Below are 15,267 nucleotides of genomic sequence, written 5' to 3' on the forward strand. Positions count from 1 at the left end.
CACCGGCGTGTTCCCCTCGCGATCATGTCCGAGGCCGCCACAGACCGCGCCGAGGCCATCCTCGCCGAACTGGCCGAGATGGACCTCGAACTGGCCCGCAAGGCCCATGGCGCCGCCATGGCCGCCGAGGACCCGGCCGAGGTGGCCGGACACATCCGCAACTACCAGCGCATGGCCCGCTCGGTCCGCCAGACGCTCGCCATCAAGGCCCGGCTGGCCGAGGGGCGCGTCCGCCGCCTGGCCGAGCGGCCGCGCCTGCCCGAGCCCAGCCCCTTCGGGATCAAGCGCCGCATCCGCGAGCTGAACCCCGCCGTCTGCCGGGTGATCGACGCCTTTACCGAGCGCGAGGACGAGCGCGAAAGCTATCGCGACGACCTCATCGAAGCCTTCTGCGACCTCGACGCCACCATCGACTACACCGCCGTGCCCCTCGACGCCCACGTGGCCGACATCTGTCACGTCCTGGGCCTGCCCGCCGGCCTCGCCGCCCGATGGCGCGACCTGCCGGCCGGGGAGGGGGAGGACAGCTCCTAGCGCAGCGCCAACGCGCCGCCGTTCAGCACGGCGGCTTGCAGGGTCTCGCGGCTGTTGGCGCCGGTGCGGCGGTAGAGGTTGCGCACGTGGCTCACCACGGTGTGCGGCGACAGGCCGAGCTGGGCGGCGATCTGCGGCTGGCCCATGCCCTCCAGCAGCCGGCGGCACACCACCTGCTCCTGCGGCGTCAGGCTGCGGAACAGGGCCGAGGCGAACAGGCGCGCCTGCAACGGCGTGCGCCGTGAGATCTGCACCACCACGGTGTCGTCGCGGCGGCCGGCGGCCTGGGCCTCCATGGCGTAGGCCTTGAGCACGAACTCGCCGTGCGGCGAGGCGCGGCGCACGATGGCCGGGGCGCCGGGCCGTCCGGCCAGGCCCGCGCCGACGCGGGCGGCCAGCTCGGCCAGCAGCGGCCGGGCCCAGGCCCAGGCGTCGGCCTCGGCGGCCGGACCGCGCGTGCGCCAGCGCTCCAGCACGGCGGCGGGGCTGTAGTAGGCCATCGAGGCCTGGCGCAGCAGGCGCGAGGCGTTGTGGCTGAGCTGCAGCACCTCGCCCTCGCGGTTGGTGGTGACCACGCCGGTCTCCACCTCCTCCAGGTCGGCGCTCTCGAACAGGCCGGGCTCGGCGGCGCGGCGCGAGAGGGCCAGGGCGGCGTAGGCGGCGGCGCTCTCGAAGGCCTTGAGGTCGGCCTCGGAATAGTCGGGGCCGCCGACCGCGCGGCCGAAGGCGATGTTGCCGACGGCCTTGCCGCCTTCGCGCAGCATCATCGAGGCCATGCGGGCGAAGCCCAGCTCGCGGAACACCTCGTCGTAGAGTTCGGTCTCCCAGAGCCTGGGATTGTAGTCGCTGACCTTGAAGACGTCGGGCGCGCCGCCCCGGGCCGCCCCGGCGTGAGAGGGCATGAACCGGGCCTCGTCGCGGTTGAACCAGCGCTGGAAATAGCGGTTCGACACCTCGGGGCAGATGTCGTGGGTGACGAGGGCGTCGGTGGGGCGCAGGTCGTCGTCGTAGAGCACCAGGGTGGCGCTCTGGAACGGCGCGATCTCGGCCAGGCAGCGGGCGACGTCGTTGAACACCATGCCGGCGGGCAGGCCCGCGGCCGCGATGTGGCGCAGCGTCGCCATCGCCTTGGCCGCCGCTTTCGTCACGCCGTGATCCGGGACACGCACATCGCGCGCGAAGCTTGGCGCGGTCGCGGCCCGCCGTCTTCCCCCGGCCAGGGGAGGAAACGCCGCCGGCCGCCGCCGGCCGGGAAATTCCCACAATTAACCGATTGGGGACCGTTTCCGGTCAGAACATATGCACGTGTCGGGTGTGTGGAGTTGGCGGTGACGCCAGAGATTGCATCGAGGGCGAGCGCCATCGATTGGCGCAAGATCGCATGGCTGGCGGCCGGCTACGTGGCCTCCATGGCCTATCACCTGTTCCTGGCCGGCGCGACCGAGGGCCTGCCGACCATCTGGACGGCCAACGCCATCGTCATCGGCGGCCTGCTCGCCCTGCCGCGGCGCGAGGGCTACATCCTGCTGGGCCTGACGGGCGCCTTCCACGCCGCCTTCGAACTGGCCATCGGCGACGCGCCCACCTTCGCCATGGCCGTGACGTCGCTCGACCTCGCCCAGGAGGCGCTGACCAGCGAGGTGCTCTGCATGCTGGGGCTCTGCGGGCGCATCCGGACCATGCGCCGGCTGGTCGCCGTGACCGCCGCGGCCAGCGCCTTCACCGGCGTGGCCTCGATCGTCACCAACGGCCTGCTCTCGCTGAGCATGGGCCACGCCTTCTGGGAGGGCTGGCTCGACTGGACGGTGCCCAACGTGATCGGCGTGGCCGTCATGCTGCCGGTGGTCCTGGTCCTGCTGGACCGCCGCCTGGCCCGCGGCTTTCCGGCCGGCCGGGTCGAGGTGGCCGCGATCGCGATCCTGACCACGGCCTTCTCGTTCGCGCTCCACTATTTCGACGCGCCGTTCCGGGTCGTGCTCTTCGGCCCGGCGCTCTATTCGGCCTTCCGGGGCGGACCGCGGGCCACGGCCCTGACCGTCGTCGGCTCGCTGGGGGCGGCGATTCCGGCGCTGCTCTGGCGCATCGGCCCCGACCGCGACCTCGTACTCAGCGCCCTGCACAACATCGAGGTCAGCCACATCGCGCTCTATGTGGTCTGCATGGGCTCGGCGCTGGCGCTCGCCCGGCAGGCGCGGCTCCAGGCGATGCTGACCCGCGGCCAGGCGGTCGCCCGCGCCGCCCAGGCGCGCGCCCAGGCCGCCAGCCAGGCCAAGTCGGACTTCCTGGCCACCATGAGCCACGAGATCCGCACGCCGCTGAACAGCATCCTGGGCTTCGCCGAACTGGTCGCCGAGGATCCGGGGCTGACCGAGGCGAACCGCCGCCGCCTCGAGCTGGTCGGCCGCGCCGGCCGCTCGCTGGCCGACCTCGTGAACGATCTGCTCGACTTCTCCAGGGTCGAGGCTGGCCGCATGGAGTTGTCGCCGGGCCCCGCCGCACCGGCCGCCGTGCTGCGCGACGCCGCCGCGATCGTGGAGCCGACCGCGGAGGCCAAAGGCTTGGCGCTGGTCGTCGAGGTCGAGGCGCGGGGCGACGCCGACCCGGAAGCCAGGCTGATGCTGGACGAGACGCGCCTGCGCCAGGTGCTGCTCAACCTGCTGGCCAATGCGGTGAAGTTCACGGCCGAGGGCCGGGTCGGCGCCCGGCTCGTCCTGGGCCCCGCCCTGGGGCAGATGCTGTTCGAGGTGACCGACACCGGCATCGGCATCGCGCCGGAGGTGCGGTCCAGGCTGTTCCAGCGCTTCTCCCAGGCCGACAGCTCGATCACGCGCCACTACGGCGGCGCCGGCCTCGGGCTGGCGATCAGCAAGGCCCTGGTGCGCATAATGGGCGGCGATATCGGCGTCGAGAGCACGCCGGGCCAGGGCTCGCGCTTCTGGGTCAGGCTCGATGCGGAGCCGGCTGCCGTCGCGGCGTCGCCCGAGGCGTCGGCCGACCTCGTCGAAGCCGAGGCGCGCCCGGCGCGGATCCTCCTGGTGGACGACCACCCCATGAACCGCGAACTGGGCGAGGCGCTGTTGGTGCTGGCGGGCTGCGACGTGGCGACGGCCGACGACGGCGCGGCGGCGGTCGAGGCCGCGCGCCACGAGGTCTTCGACCTGATCCTGATGGATGTCCACATGCCGGGGATGGACGGCTTGACCGCCACCCGGACCATCCGCGCCCTGCCGGGCGCCTCCGCCGCCACGCCGATCGTGGCGTTGAGCGCCGACGCCCGCCCGGAGCAGATCGCCCGCTGTCGCGCGGCGGGCATGAAGGGCCATGTGGCGAAGCCCATCCATCGCGAGAGGCTGCTCGCCGCCGTCGCCGACGCGCTGGCCGGCGAGGGCGCGGAGGACGAGGCGATCGGGCAGGGCGCGCCCTAGGTCCGCGTCTTGGCTTGGATGCTCTTCAGGTACTTGATGATCGAGATCACTTCGTAGGGCTCGAAGCGGAACTCGGGCATGGCCGGGTGGCCGGTGAGGATGCCGGTGGCCAGACCTTCGCCCAGCCGATCGACGTCGATGTGCTGATTGAGCTGGCGGAACGGCGGCGCCTGCGGACTGGCGCTGACGCCCGTCGGGCCGGTCGCGTGGCACATGCCGCAATTGCGCGCCGTCAGCGCCTGACCGAGCGCGACCTGGTCGGCTTCGCTGAGCTCCGGCGGAGTCGCCTCCGCCGCGCCGACGAGAGCGGCCGCCATGCCCAATCCCGCCAGAACTCCGCCGATCCTGATCATGGCGCCATCCTCGAAACTGACTCGACCATCCTGCCCGTCGGTTCGTTCCCGACCTTGACGCGAGTCAAACCTCGCGAGCCGAAGAATCGGCTCGACGACGCGCCGCTAGCGCATAACGTGTCGTGGTCGAAGAGTCGCCGCAGGGGGGTGGTGCATGGGGTCGATCACGATCCAGCAGGTCTATGACGGCCTTTGGGCCGAGGATCACAACCGCTGGAGCGGCGCCGGCATCAGCTACAGCATCCCCGGGCCCGGCGCGGTCTGGTCTTCGTCGTCCTACGGGCCGACCGACGAGCCGTACGACCCGGCCTACGGCGTGCTGAGCGCCGATCAGGCTTCGGTCTTCGATCTCGCGGTCGGGCTGTGGGCGCGGCTGATCTCGGTGAACGTGTCGCGGGTCGCCGACACCACGCTGAGCTACGGCAACATCCGCGTCGCGGTCACGGACACCTCCGCCCACCTCGACGACGGCGACGACGCCGCAGCCTACGCCTACTATCCGCCGGCGCCGGGATCCGGGATCGACGCGATCAACGGCGACATCTGGATCGACACCGGCCTGAGCGACTACGACCCGTCGCCGGGCGGCTACTACTTCGAGACCCTGCTGCACGAACTGGGTCACGCCTTCGGTCTCAAGCACCCGTTCGAGGGCGCGACGCTCCCGAGCGAATTCGACAACACCCGCTATACGGTGATGTCCTACACGGACTTCGCGGACTCCAGCTTCCGCTACTTCGAGGTCCAGAACGGCCAGCTCACCGCCCTGACCTTCATCGTCCAACCCGCGACGCCGATGCCGCTGGACATCATCGCGATCCGGGGCGTGTACGGCGCAGCGCAGGTCAGCACCTCGGACGACGCCTACGGCTTCGACGAGAACTATCCGCTGATCGCCACCGTCGTCGACGACGGCGGCGTCGACACCTTCAATTTCTCCGACCATTCCAGCGGTTCGCTGATCGACCTGACGCCCGGCGCGTTCTCCAGCATCAGCATCTGGTCGGTCGCCGATCAGATCGCCTACTGGACAGCGCGGTTTCCCGAATACGACCCGAAGTTCATCGCGGACTTCCTGAACCAGCCCGACACCTACACCTGGCGCGACAACCTCGCGACCTCGGCCGACACCACGATCGAAAACGTCATCGCCGGGGCGGGCGACGACACGATCCAGGGCAACGACGTGGGGAACAAGCTGTCGGGCGGCGAAGGCGACGATCGCATCTTCGGCAAGGCGGGCGCTGACACCATCGAGGGTGGGGCCGGCACGAACTATCTTCGCGGCGACGAGGGTGACGACTCCATCGTGGGCGGCTCGGGCTTCGACGACATCAACGGCAACATGGGCAACGACACCTGCGCCTCCGGCGGCGGGGACGACTGGGTGGTGGGCGGCAAGGACAACGACAGCCTGACGGGCTCGGCCGGCCAGAACTTGGTCTACGGCAACCTCGGCAACGACACCTGCGACGGCGGCGACGGCGACGACATCGTCCGCGGCGGCCAGAACGACGACGTGATCTTCGGCGGGGCCGGGGACGATTTCGTCTCGGGCGACAAGGGCGACGACACCATCACCGGCGGGGCGGGCGCGGACCGCTTCCACACCTTCGGGGCGGCCGGCATCGACCGGGTGCTGGACTTCCACATCGCCGAGGGCGACCGGGTGCAGCTCGATCCGGGCACGGTCTACACGGTCTCCCAGGTGGGCGCGGACACGGTCATCGACATGACCGGCGGTGGCAAGATGATCCTGGTCGGCGTCCAGATGAGCACGCTGACCGGGGACTGGATCTTCGGAGCCTGACGCTCAGTTCGGACTGCGTCCGGCCTGCGCGGCGGCGGCGGCGGCGTTCAGTTCGCGAATCCGGCTGTCCAGGAGCTGGGCCAGCCGCTCGGGATCTTCGGCCCGGCTCAGCGCGAGCCGAAAGGCGGCCTGGCCGCCGTCGACCACCTGCGGGTCGGCGCGGGAGTTGAGCGCGCGGACATAGGCCTGCTGCAGGCGCCGGTGCTGAGCGCTCAGCTGGGGGTCGCCGCAGACCAGACGCTCGCCACGGGTGGCGAGCCCGGCGCAGCGGTCGACCTTCCTGATGGGCGCCGATTCGGCCGGAGGCGACGCGGGCGCGACGTCGGGCGCCGGGGTCGGGGCCAGTTTGGCGGGGGACGGCGGGGCCGGCGTCGTCGACGGCGCCGGCTCGTAGCGGGCCAGCATGGCGCGCGCCGCCGGGGCGGGACGCGGCGGAGGCGGGGAGACCTGCATCGGCTGAAGGCCGCTCAGCGTCCAGGCGAGCGCACCGGCGGCGAACCCGCCGCCGAGGGCCAGCAGGGGCCGGCGGGACCGCCTCCGAACGCCGGCGTCACCCTCGAACGCTTGATCCGCGTCCTCGTCGTCGGCCCAATCGTCATCCGGGACCGGCGCGGGACTCCCCAGGGCGCGGATCGGCGCGCCGCGGCTCTTGGCGACGAGGGCTGCGTTGATCTGATCGGCCAGCGCGGCCTGGCCGCGGGCTTCGGCGCGGTCCAACAGACGCCGAAGGTCCGAAGCGCTCAGCGTGGAAAGATCGACGCCCGGCATCGCCCGTCTGCTGCCTCCCGCCCCCTCAGCAGGATGAGTCGCCCGAGCGATCAACCCTTGGGCGGGTCACAAAGTTGCGCGTCGGCCTCCTGGGCGGCAACCGCGAAAGCCGGGGCGGAGACGAGAACCGCCCGACCGCCCAAAGCCCGGGCGCGCGGCGCCTCAAGCGCCGGTGAACCGTGGCGGCCGCTTCTCGAGGAAATGGGCGACGCCCTCCTTGAAGTCGTCGCTCTTCAGGCTCTCGGCCATCTCTCGGTCGGCCGTCTTCATGGCTTCGCCGAGTCCCTGCAGCATGCCGTCCCAGAGCTGGCGCTTGATCACGCGTGTCGAACGCGGCGAGACGGCTGCGGCGAGCTCGCCGGCATAGGCGCGCGTCTCGGCGATCAGGGCGTTGGTGGGAAAGACGCGGTCGGCCAGCCCGATGCGGTAGGCCTCCTCGGCGTCGACGCGCCGCGACGAGAGCAGCAGGTCCATGGCGCGGGAGTGGCCGACCAAGCGGGGCAGCATCCAGCTGATCCCGTGCTCGGCGATCAGGCCACGGCGCGAGAACGCGGTGACGAAGGTCGCGCTGTCGGCGGCGAACCGGAGGTCGCAGAACAGCAGGAGCGCCAGCCCCATGCCGGCGGCCGGCCCGTTGACGGCGGCGATGATCGGCGTGCGCACCGCCGGGAACCACGCCATCGGATGCCGGAAATCGGCGCGGGCGTCCGGGTCGTAGGGCGTGTGGGCCCGCGCCTCGAGGCCGCCGGCGGCGCTGATGTCGGCGAGGTCCTTCATGTCGGCGCCGGCGCAGAAGCCGCGTCCGGCGCCGGTGAGCACGATGGCGCGCACGTCGGGGTCGGCGTCGGCGGTCTCCATGGCCGCGCGGACCTCGCCCGCCATCACCTGGGTCCAGGCGTTGAGCCGCTCGGGCCGGTTCAGCGTGACGGTGGCGATGTGGTCGCTCACCTCGTACAGAATCTGCGTGTAGCCCATGACGTTTCCTCCGACCGCGCCTTATGACGGAGGCGGAGCCGGCGCGCCGGCCGCGGCCTCCAGTTCGGCGATTCTCGCCTGATACATGGCGTTGAGCTGTTCGCGATCCCAGACCCCGTCGCGCGCGCGGCGCCACGCCGCCTGTTCCCGGGCGAGGCCCAGCGGGTCGGGCGCGGTCTTGAGGGCGCGCTCGTAGACCGTTGTGAGCTGGTGATCCTGGATGGCCAGGCTTGGATATCCGCAGAGCAGCCGCTGGCCGGGCGTGGGCAGGTCGAGGCAGGGATTGGGCTTGTCCGCCGACGCGACCGCGACCGGCTCGGCGACCGGAGGCTCCTGCGCGGTCGGCGTCTCTGCGGGCGGCGGCGAGGCCGGGACGGGCGCGGTGGAGGCCCGCACCACCATCGCCCGCGACACGACCGGGTGCGGCGCCTGGATGAAGAAGCCGGGCAGGCTGAGGCCCCACGCCAGCCCGGCCCCGAGCATGGCCGATATGGCGAGAACGGCGGTGGCCGGCCCGCGCCGCCGGGCCGGGCGGGCGGGTTGCACAGCCGGCCGTCGCGCCGCCGGCCCGTTGCGGCGGGCCTCCAGCTCCGCGGTCAGCCGCTCGGCCAGCGCGACCTGTCCGCGCGTGCGCGCGAGCCCGAGCAGACGATGCAGGTCGTCCATGCTCAGGCTCGAAAGATCGATCTGCCCCCGGGCCGGTTCATCATGGCCCGCGCGGCGCGTTCCCCGTCTCACGCCCATACCAAACCCCGACTGCGCCGCGGCCGTCGCGCGGCCACGCCTGTTCCCCTTAGCCGATCATATCCAGAGCTTTTACGACCTCCGAGACCGGCGGCCGCTTCTGATAGGTTTCCTCGGCCAGGGAGGCGCGGATCACGCCCGCCCGGTCGATTACGAAGATGGCCGGGCGCGGCACGCCGTAGGCGCGGCTGCCCGCCGCGTATTGCGGATCGCGCAGGCCCCAGCGGTCGATCACGACCGAGCCCTTGTCGGACAGCAGCGGATAGGTGATTCCCCGCCGCTGGGTGAAGGCCTTGGTGACCTCGGGGTCGTCATAGGAGACGCCCACGATCCTGTAGCCGCGCGACTCGATCTCGGCGGCTCCGGCGTTCATCGCCATGAGCTGGGCCTGACAGAACGGGCACCAGCCGGCCGAGCGGTAGAACATCAGCACCACGCCCTTCGGGCCGGCCAGTTCGGTCAGGGTCCGAGGCGCGCCGTTCTGGTCGGCCAGGGCGCCGACCTCGGGCGCACGGGTTCCCACCTTCGGACCGAACGGCGCGTCGGCGCGGGCCGCGGGGGCGAGGAGGGCGAAGGCGGTGGCGGTGGCCATCAGGCGTCGGCGGTCGATGCGCATCGGTCCTCCTCTGGTCGCGCGGCGGGATACTGGACTGCGGGCGCGGGCGCGCCAACCGCCGATCCCGTCAGCCTTCCTCGTCGACCGCAGCCGCGACGGGCGTCGCCACGGGCGTGGCCACCAGCCGCACGCGGGCTAGGAGATAGCGCGCCTCGTCGCCCTCCAGCCGTTCGGGCACGAGCGTGGTGGTCCTGACCTCGGCGACGCCCAGTTCGCGCAGGCGCGCGGCCACGGCGTCGGCGCGGGCCTGGGCGAGGCGGACGTCGGCCGCGCGCCGTCCGCGGCGGTTGGGGCTGGCGTCGCCCTCCACCTCGACGGCCGGGGCGTTCCAGCGGGAGATGGCCCAGGCCGCGGTGGCCACGGCCGCGTCCGCCGCGGCGTCCAGCCGCGAACTGCCGCGCGCGAAGGCCACGTCAGGCAAGGGCATCAGCGGGGGGCGGATCCGCACCGTCGTTCCCGGAGTCATCCGCTGCGCGGCGTCTTCAAGCGCCTGATAGTCGGAGAGCTTCGGCTCGCCGTTCAGCAGCACGGTGACCTGCAGCCCGTCGTCGGTCGTCTCGACCGCCTGCACCCGGCCGACGGCCGAAAGCATCGCGCGCATGCGCTCGGACGGCGTGGCCTCGGCGACAGCGACCGCCGAGGTCATGGCGCGGTTGGCCAGGGCGCCGCCGCTCGGATCGGGCTTGGGCACGCCGTCGGCGGCGACCACCTGCTCGATCACCACCTGGGCGTGGCCGCCGAGGCCCCGCGCCACCGCCTCCGCCGCGCCCGGCACATAGCGGCGGGTGACGACGACGCATTGCACGTCGGACGGCGCGCCGCGCTTCATCTCCACCTGCAGGTCGGTGATGTGCGGGCGGGCGCCCGAGAAGGCCTCGGCGATGGCGCCGCGCACCCGCGTCGTCTCGCGCGCCTCGATCACGATGTTGCGCAGCGACAGGCCCAACGGCACGCAAAGGACGATGATGACGGCCAGAAGAGCAGGCGCCTCCCAGGCCGCGCCGGTCCGGGCGGCGGGCCGGAAGCCATAGCGGCGGGCCACGCCGAACACCGAGCCCAGGATCGCCACCACGTTGGTGAGGAACAGGAGGCCCGCGCCGCCGGCCACCGTCCAGGTCTGGGTCGCCAGGCCGTAGCCGACCACGGCCAGCGGCGGCATGAGGGCGGTGGCGATGGCCACGCCGGCGATCGCGGCGCCCTTGCGGTTGATGGTGAGATAGGCGCCGACGAAGCCCGATAGGATGGCCACGGCCAGGTCGAGCAGGGTGGGGCGCGTCCGCGCCAGGATCTCGGGCGTCAGGTCCTTGAGCGGCGCGGCCCAGACGATCAGCGTGGAGGCGGCCACCGAGAGGGCGGCGCCCACGGCGAGCGTCACCGCGGCGCTCTTGAAGGCGCGCGGCTCGACCCGCGCCAGCGCCAGGCCCATGGACAGGATCGGCCCCATGAGCGGCGAGATCAGCATCGCCCCGATGACCACCGCCACCGACGACTGCAGCAGGCCCAGCGCGGCGATCCCGCAGGCGGAGAACAACAGGAAGCCGTAGGCGTTGGTCAGGCCGCCCGCGCCGTGGATCTCGGCCTCGATCGCCTCGCGGTCGGCGTCGGTCAGGAACCGCGCCGGCGAGGCCAGCGCCTCGCGGCCGCGCCGCACCGCCTCGCGCGCGAGGTCCGAGATTCGAGAGGGCCAGCCCAGGGACGCCATGTCCCACTCTTACGAGAGCCCGCGCCGGCCGCCCAGCCTTGCGCAGCGTCAGCCTTGCAATCCGCCGGGCATGTTCCAAGTTTCGGATCGACGGCGCCCTCCAGAAGCGCCCTTCCCGAGGAACGGTCCGATGGACGAGAAGCCCCTGCCTTCGATCTTCGAGCTCACGCCGCTCAACGAGGCTTTCCGGACCGATCCGCACGCCTTGCTCGACGATCTGCGGACCCGCTGCCCGGCGCACCGGGACTCGATGTCGGGAAGCATCGTCTTCACCCGCTACGGCGACGTCCGGTCGGTGGTGAACGACCGCAGCCTCTGGCGCGACCCGCTGAACGCCGACGAGAGCGCGGTGCTGCAACGCCGGTTCGCGGCCGCGTTCGATCCGAGCGTGCCGCGCACCTCGACCACCTCGATTCTCATGCTGGACGACCCCGACCATGCCCGGATCCGCCAACCGCTCGCCCAGGCGCTCTATGCGCGCGTGGCGCGCTTCAAGCCCGAGGTGGAGCGGATCGTGGACGCCACGCTCGACGGCCTGCCGCGGGACGAGCCGTTCGACCTGATGGCGCGGTTCTGCGTGCCGATCCCCATCGACGTGATCGCCTCGATCCTCGGCGTCGACCACGACCGCCTGGGCGAGTTCCGCGAATGGTCGGAAGGGGTGATCCAGAGCCTCAACCCCTTCGCGACGCCCGAGCAGGCGAGGCAGATGGAGACGGCCGGCGAGGCGCTCAACGCCTATTTCACAGAGTCGCTGGCCGATCGCCGGGCCAATCCACGCGACGACCTGCTCTCCGACATGGTCAAGCTCCAGGCCGAGGGCGCCGAACTTTCCGACGACGAGCTGCGGATCAACCTCTCGGCGCTGCTGGTGGGCGGCAACCTCACCACCACCGACCTGATCGGCAACGCGGTGCGCCTGCTGCTCCTCAATCCCGGCGAACTGGCCAAGCTGAAGGCCGACCCTTCGATCATCAATGCGGTGGTGGAGGAGACGCTGCGCTTCGAGCCGCCCGTCGACGTCACCGGCCGTATCGCTTCGCACGACATGGAGGTGGCCGGCTGCCCGGTGAAGCCGCGCGAGTCGCTCTTGATGTCGCTCCGCGGCGCCAACCGCGATCCGGAGGTGTTCGACGAGCCGCACCGCTTCGACGTGAGCCGCAAGCACAAGCCGCACGTGGCCTTCGGCGGCGGGGCGCATATCTGCATCGGCGCGCCCCTGGCGCGGCTGGAGGCGCAGGTGGCGCTGAGCCGGCTGTTCGCGCGCTTCCCCGACCTGCGGCTGGCCGATCCCGATGCGCCGCCGGTCTGGCGCACCCTGCCGTTCTTCCGCGGCCTCGAGCGCCTGGACGTGGTGGCCCGCTAGAAGGCGTACACCAGGGTCACGCGGCTGGTGGTGTCGGTGGGGTCGCGGCCGACGGGCGGATCGGTTTCATGGCGCACGTCGAAGGAGGCGCGCGCCGAGAGCGCCGCGTCCAGCTTCGTGGTGAGGGCCGTGGTCGAGGTCAGCGTCGAGTTGTTCGACGACAGGTAGGTCTGGACGTTCTGCGTGAAGATCGTGACCGGCGTGATCGTCCATTGGAAATTGCTGGCGAGGCGGGCGGCGAAGTCGGCCTGGTTCGGCTCGGTCAGATAGTTGGTCTGGCGCAGGGCGGGGCCGCCGGCGACGTCGAGTTTCAGCCGTGAACCGTCCATCAGCCGGTAGCCGAAGCCGAGGCTTTCCGAAAAGCGGCTGCGGAAGCCCGCGAAGCGGTCGCGCTCGGCCGACAGCGTCAACGACACGAAGGCGCGGCGCCCCAGCTTTCGCTGTCCCGCATAGCCGCCGAAGTAGCGCTCTTTCGACACCGTGCCCTTGGAGCGCTGGTAGTCCGCCGAGAAGTTGAAGGCGTGCTTCCAGTTGAACGACTCCTTGGCGAAGTTCAGCCCCAGCGACAGGCCGGCGTCATCGCTGTTGCCGCTGGAGATGAAGCCGCCGGCCTGGCCCTGGCCGCTCCAGCCCTCGAAATAGCCCCGGCTGGCGATCGCCCGGCGATGGTCGGCGGCCTTGCGAGCCGAGATCGCCTCGACCAGGGCGTCGATCTCCCCCTGGGAATCGGGATTGGTCGTGCGGGCCGCCTTCACCACCGCCGCATCGGCTTGGGAGGCCTCGATCATCGCGACCACCGGAGGCGGCAGGGCCCTGGCGACGGCCGGCCCGGCGCACAGCACGCTGGCGGCGGCGAGCAGGGCGGCGGGCATGGCGGTGCGAAGCATGGCGGGACTCACGACGGCTTGTGCGGGAAGCCGCCAGCATAGCCGCGCGTCGCGCCCGGATTTAAGCCCCCGGCCGAGATTTCGAGGCGTTCGTCGGCCGGCGGCTCGCCTAGAACACGCCCATCGCCAGCCCCGTCGCCATCGCCTGGCCCAGTTCCGCGCAGGCGTCGAGCTCGACCTGGGGGACGACTTTCTCCGCCAGGATCGCCTCGGGCGTCTGGGCGTGGGTGCAGACGATCCGGGGCTCGGCCACCGGCTTCAGCCGCCAGCCGGTGGCGATGCGGGCGAGCTGGCGCGCGGCGCCCGACCCGTCGCTGCCGGCCGCGATCAGGGCCGCGTAGGGCCGGCCGTTGAGCTGCTCCAGCACCGGGTAGTAGCAGCGGTCGAAGAAGGCCTTCATCTCGCCGGACAGCGCCGCGAGGTTCTCGGGCGCGGCGAAGAGATAGCCGTCGGCGCAGAGCAGATCGTCGGGGCCCGCGTCGTCGGCTGCGCGCATGAGCGTCTCGACGCCGGGTTCGCGGGCCGCGCCCTCGGCGGCCGCGGCGGCCATCGCCCGCGCCGCGCCGGTCCGCGAATGCCAGACGATCAGGAGCCGCTTCATGGTCTCCAGGCTAGTCGAAGCATTGCGGCGCTGAAACCGACCCGCGCTTGCGCGCGCCGCGCCGCCGCCTAAGCTCGCGCCCAACAAGCGTTTGGGGAGGGGACTGTCATGCAACGCGTCTCGCAGGGCCTCGCGGCCGTTCTGGCCGTGGCCGCCATCGGGCTCGCGCCCGCGCCGGTGCTCGCGGCGAAGGCCAAGGCCGAAGCGGCGCCGGCCGCCGCGCTGAGCCCCGCCGCCAGTCCCGAAGCCCTAGGCTTCGACCGCGACCGCCTGGCCAAGCTCGACGCCTACATGGCCGCCACCGTGGCCGAGGGCCGGGTGGCCGGGATGACCACGCTGCTGGCGCGGCACGGCAAGGTGGTGTCGTTCCGCACCTACGGCCAGCAGAGCCTGGCGACGGGCGCGCCGATGGCCCAGGACACGATCTTCCGCATCTACTCGATGACCAAGCCGATCACCGGCGTGGCGATGATGATCCTGTTCGAGGAAGGCAAGTGGCGGCTGGACGATCCCGTCACCCGCTACGTCCCCGAGTTCAAGGACCTGAAGGTGGTCAAGACCGTCAATCCCGACGGCACCATGGTGCTGGAGGACATGGTCCGGCCGCCTACCATGCGCGAGATCATGAGCCACACGGCCGGCTTCGGGTATGGCCTCGCCGACGAGCATCCGGTGGACAAGCTCTACCGCGAGAAGCGCATCCTGGGCTCGTCCAGCCTCAAGGAGATGATCGATCGGACCGCGACCATCCCGCTGATCTTCCAGCCGGGGACCGACTGGCGCTATTCGTCGGCCGTCGACATCCAGGGCTACATCGTCGAGCGGCTCTCGGGCCAGAAGTTCGGCGACTTCCTGCGCGACCGCATCTTCACGCCGCTCAAGATGAACGACACGGCCTTCTACGTGCCCGCCGACAAGGCCGGACGCCTGGCCGCGGTCTATGTGGGCAACAAGGAAACGCGGAAGATCGAGGAGGCGAAGGACATCTTCGGCTCGCAACTGCCGACCTACCTTGAGCCGCCGGCGATGGAGTCGGGCGGCGGCGGCCTCGTCTCCACCACCATGGACTACGCCCGCTTCGCCCAGATGCTGGTCAACAAGGGCGAACTCGACGGCGTGCGCATCCTGTCGCCGGCGGCCGTGGAGCTGATGGACACCAACGTGATCCCCAAGTCGGTGCTGGTCTCGTCCAACGGCACGAACACCTCGCGCTTCAACGAGGCCGTCGGCTTCGGCCTCGACTTCATGGTCGACAGGGACCCGCGCGCGGCCGGCTCGCTGGAAGGCGCCAACACCATGAGCTGGGGCGGCGCGGCCGGCACCTGGTTCTGGATCGATCCCACCAACGACCTGATCTTCGTGGGCATGATCCAGCGCCTGGGCGGCACCGGCGGCGACGACCTGGGGACCATGGCGCGCACGCTGACCTACCAGGCGCTGCTGCATCCGGAGAAGTAGATCGAGGTTCGCTGAGGCGGGGCCGCGC

At 71.6% G+C, this 15,267-nt stretch carries 14 protein-coding genes; 5 read left to right on the forward strand and 9 right to left on the reverse strand.

Annotated features, from left to right (window positions below; translation table 11 throughout):
• A partial coding sequence (locus tag GC203_RS04585; RefSeq protein WP_293451805.1) for a hypothetical protein occupies window positions 1-534 on the forward strand: 534 nt, incomplete at its 5' end.
• On the opposite strand, the gene GC203_RS04590 is transcribed toward GC203_RS04585, so the two are convergent.
• A complete protein-coding gene (locus tag GC203_RS04590; protein WP_293451807.1) occupies window positions 531-1,682 on the reverse strand; it encodes a helix-turn-helix transcriptional regulator in 1,152 nt (383 codons plus the stop codon). The genes GC203_RS04585 and GC203_RS04590 overlap by 4 nt on opposite strands.
• Before the next feature lie 180 nt (window positions 1,683-1,862).
• Here GC203_RS04590 and GC203_RS04595 point away from each other — a divergent pair, with 180 nt between their 5' ends.
• The gene (locus tag GC203_RS04595) at window positions 1,863-3,959 is read left to right on the forward strand and encodes an ATP-binding protein (RefSeq protein WP_293451809.1); all 2,097 of its coding nucleotides are present in this window, start codon (window positions 1,863-1,865) and stop codon (window positions 3,957-3,959) included.
• Here GC203_RS04595 and GC203_RS04600 read toward each other — a convergent pair.
• Complete coding sequence (locus GC203_RS04600) at window positions 3,956-4,312, reverse strand: c-type cytochrome (protein ID WP_293451811.1); 357 nt, start codon at window positions 4,310-4,312, stop codon at window positions 3,956-3,958. The genes GC203_RS04595 and GC203_RS04600 overlap by 4 nt on opposite strands.
• Window positions 4,313-4,466: 154 nt before the next feature.
• On the opposite strand from GC203_RS04600, the gene GC203_RS04605 reads away from it, so the two are divergent.
• The gene (locus tag GC203_RS04605; RefSeq protein ID WP_293451813.1) at window positions 4,467-6,122 is read left to right on the forward strand and encodes a M10 family metallopeptidase C-terminal domain-containing protein; all 1,656 of its coding nucleotides are present in this window, start codon (window positions 4,467-4,469) and stop codon (window positions 6,120-6,122) included.
• Between the two features lie 3 nt (window positions 6,123-6,125).
• Here the strand turns inward: GC203_RS04605 and GC203_RS04610 are convergent, their stop codons facing one another.
• The 5 genes from GC203_RS04610 to GC203_RS04630 form a co-directional block, all read right to left on the reverse strand.
• Window positions 6,126-6,839, reverse strand: a complete 714-nt coding sequence (locus GC203_RS04610; RefSeq protein ID WP_293451815.1) for a hypothetical protein — start codon at window positions 6,837-6,839, stop codon at window positions 6,126-6,128.
• 213 nt (window positions 6,840-7,052) lie between these two features.
• Window positions 7,053-7,865 (reverse strand): enoyl-CoA hydratase, encoded by an 813-nt coding sequence (locus GC203_RS04615; RefSeq protein ID WP_293451817.1) that lies wholly within the window; start codon window positions 7,863-7,865, stop codon window positions 7,053-7,055.
• 21 nt (window positions 7,866-7,886) lie between these two features.
• Window positions 7,887-8,531 (reverse strand): hypothetical protein, encoded by a 645-nt coding sequence (locus tag GC203_RS04620; RefSeq protein WP_293451819.1) that lies wholly within the window; start codon window positions 8,529-8,531, stop codon window positions 7,887-7,889.
• A gap of 127 nt (window positions 8,532-8,658) precedes the next feature.
• Window positions 8,659-9,225, reverse strand: a complete 567-nt coding sequence (locus tag GC203_RS04625; RefSeq protein WP_293451821.1) for a peroxiredoxin family protein — start codon at window positions 9,223-9,225, stop codon at window positions 8,659-8,661.
• Between the two features lie 67 nt (window positions 9,226-9,292).
• A complete protein-coding gene (locus GC203_RS04630; protein ID WP_293451823.1) occupies window positions 9,293-10,927 on the reverse strand; it encodes a DUF389 domain-containing protein in 1,635 nt (544 codons plus the stop codon).
• Window positions 10,928-11,057: 130 nt separating this feature from the next.
• On the opposite strand from GC203_RS04630, the gene GC203_RS04635 reads away from it, so the two are divergent.
• The gene (locus GC203_RS04635) at window positions 11,058-12,293 is read left to right on the forward strand and encodes a cytochrome P450 (protein WP_293451825.1); all 1,236 of its coding nucleotides are present in this window, start codon (window positions 11,058-11,060) and stop codon (window positions 12,291-12,293) included.
• On the opposite strand, the gene GC203_RS04640 is transcribed toward GC203_RS04635, so the two are convergent.
• Together GC203_RS04640 and GC203_RS04645 are read right to left on the reverse strand one after the other, a co-directional pair.
• Entirely contained in the window at window positions 12,290-13,180 is an 891-nt protein-coding gene (locus tag GC203_RS04640; protein WP_293451827.1) for a DUF481 domain-containing protein, read from the reverse strand. The two genes, GC203_RS04635 and GC203_RS04640, sit on opposite strands and share 4 nt — an antisense overlap.
• Before the next feature lie 109 nt (window positions 13,181-13,289).
• Window positions 13,290-13,781, reverse strand: a complete 492-nt coding sequence (locus tag GC203_RS04645) for an NAD(P)H-dependent oxidoreductase (protein WP_293451829.1) — start codon at window positions 13,779-13,781, stop codon at window positions 13,290-13,292.
• A gap of 108 nt (window positions 13,782-13,889) precedes the next feature.
• On the opposite strand from GC203_RS04645, the gene GC203_RS04650 reads away from it, so the two are divergent.
• Complete coding sequence (locus GC203_RS04650) at window positions 13,890-15,239, forward strand: serine hydrolase domain-containing protein (RefSeq protein ID WP_293451831.1); 1,350 nt, start codon at window positions 13,890-13,892, stop codon at window positions 15,237-15,239.
• The last annotated feature ends 28 nt before the right edge of the window (window positions 15,240-15,267 follow it).

Origin of the sequence: Phenylobacterium sp., assembly GCF_016124325.1 — a bacterium.
Classification (GTDB): Bacteria; Pseudomonadota; Alphaproteobacteria; order Caulobacterales; family Caulobacteraceae; genus Phenylobacterium.

Coding starts and splice junctions, on each gene's coding strand:
- GC203_RS04600 (WP_293451811.1), bottom strand. CDS start 4,312: ATGATCAGGATCGGCGGAGTTCTGGCGGGATTGGGCATGGCGGCCGCT.
- GC203_RS04605 (WP_293451813.1), top strand. CDS start 4,467: ATGGGGTCGATCACGATCCAGCAGGTCTATGACGGCCTTTGGGCCGAG.
- GC203_RS04615 (WP_293451817.1), bottom strand. CDS start 7,865: ATGGGCTACACGCAGATTCTGTACGAGGTGAGCGACCACATCGCCACC.
- GC203_RS04620 (WP_293451819.1), bottom strand. CDS start 8,531: ATGGACGACCTGCATCGTCTGCTCGGGCTCGCGCGCACGCGCGGACAG.
- GC203_RS04625 (WP_293451821.1), bottom strand. CDS start 9,225: ATGCGCATCGACCGCCGACGCCTGATGGCCACCGCCACCGCCTTCGCC.
- GC203_RS04630 (WP_293451823.1), bottom strand. CDS start 10,927: ATGGCGTCCCTGGGCTGGCCCTCTCGAATCTCGGACCTCGCGCGCGAG.
- GC203_RS04635 (WP_293451825.1), top strand. CDS start 11,058: ATGGACGAGAAGCCCCTGCCTTCGATCTTCGAGCTCACGCCGCTCAAC.
- GC203_RS04640 (WP_293451827.1), bottom strand. CDS start 13,180: ATGCTTCGCACCGCCATGCCCGCCGCCCTGCTCGCCGCCGCCAGCGTG.
- GC203_RS04645 (WP_293451829.1), bottom strand. CDS start 13,781: ATGAAGCGGCTCCTGATCGTCTGGCATTCGCGGACCGGCGCGGCGCGG.
- GC203_RS04650 (WP_293451831.1), top strand. CDS start 13,890: ATGCAACGCGTCTCGCAGGGCCTCGCGGCCGTTCTGGCCGTGGCCGCC.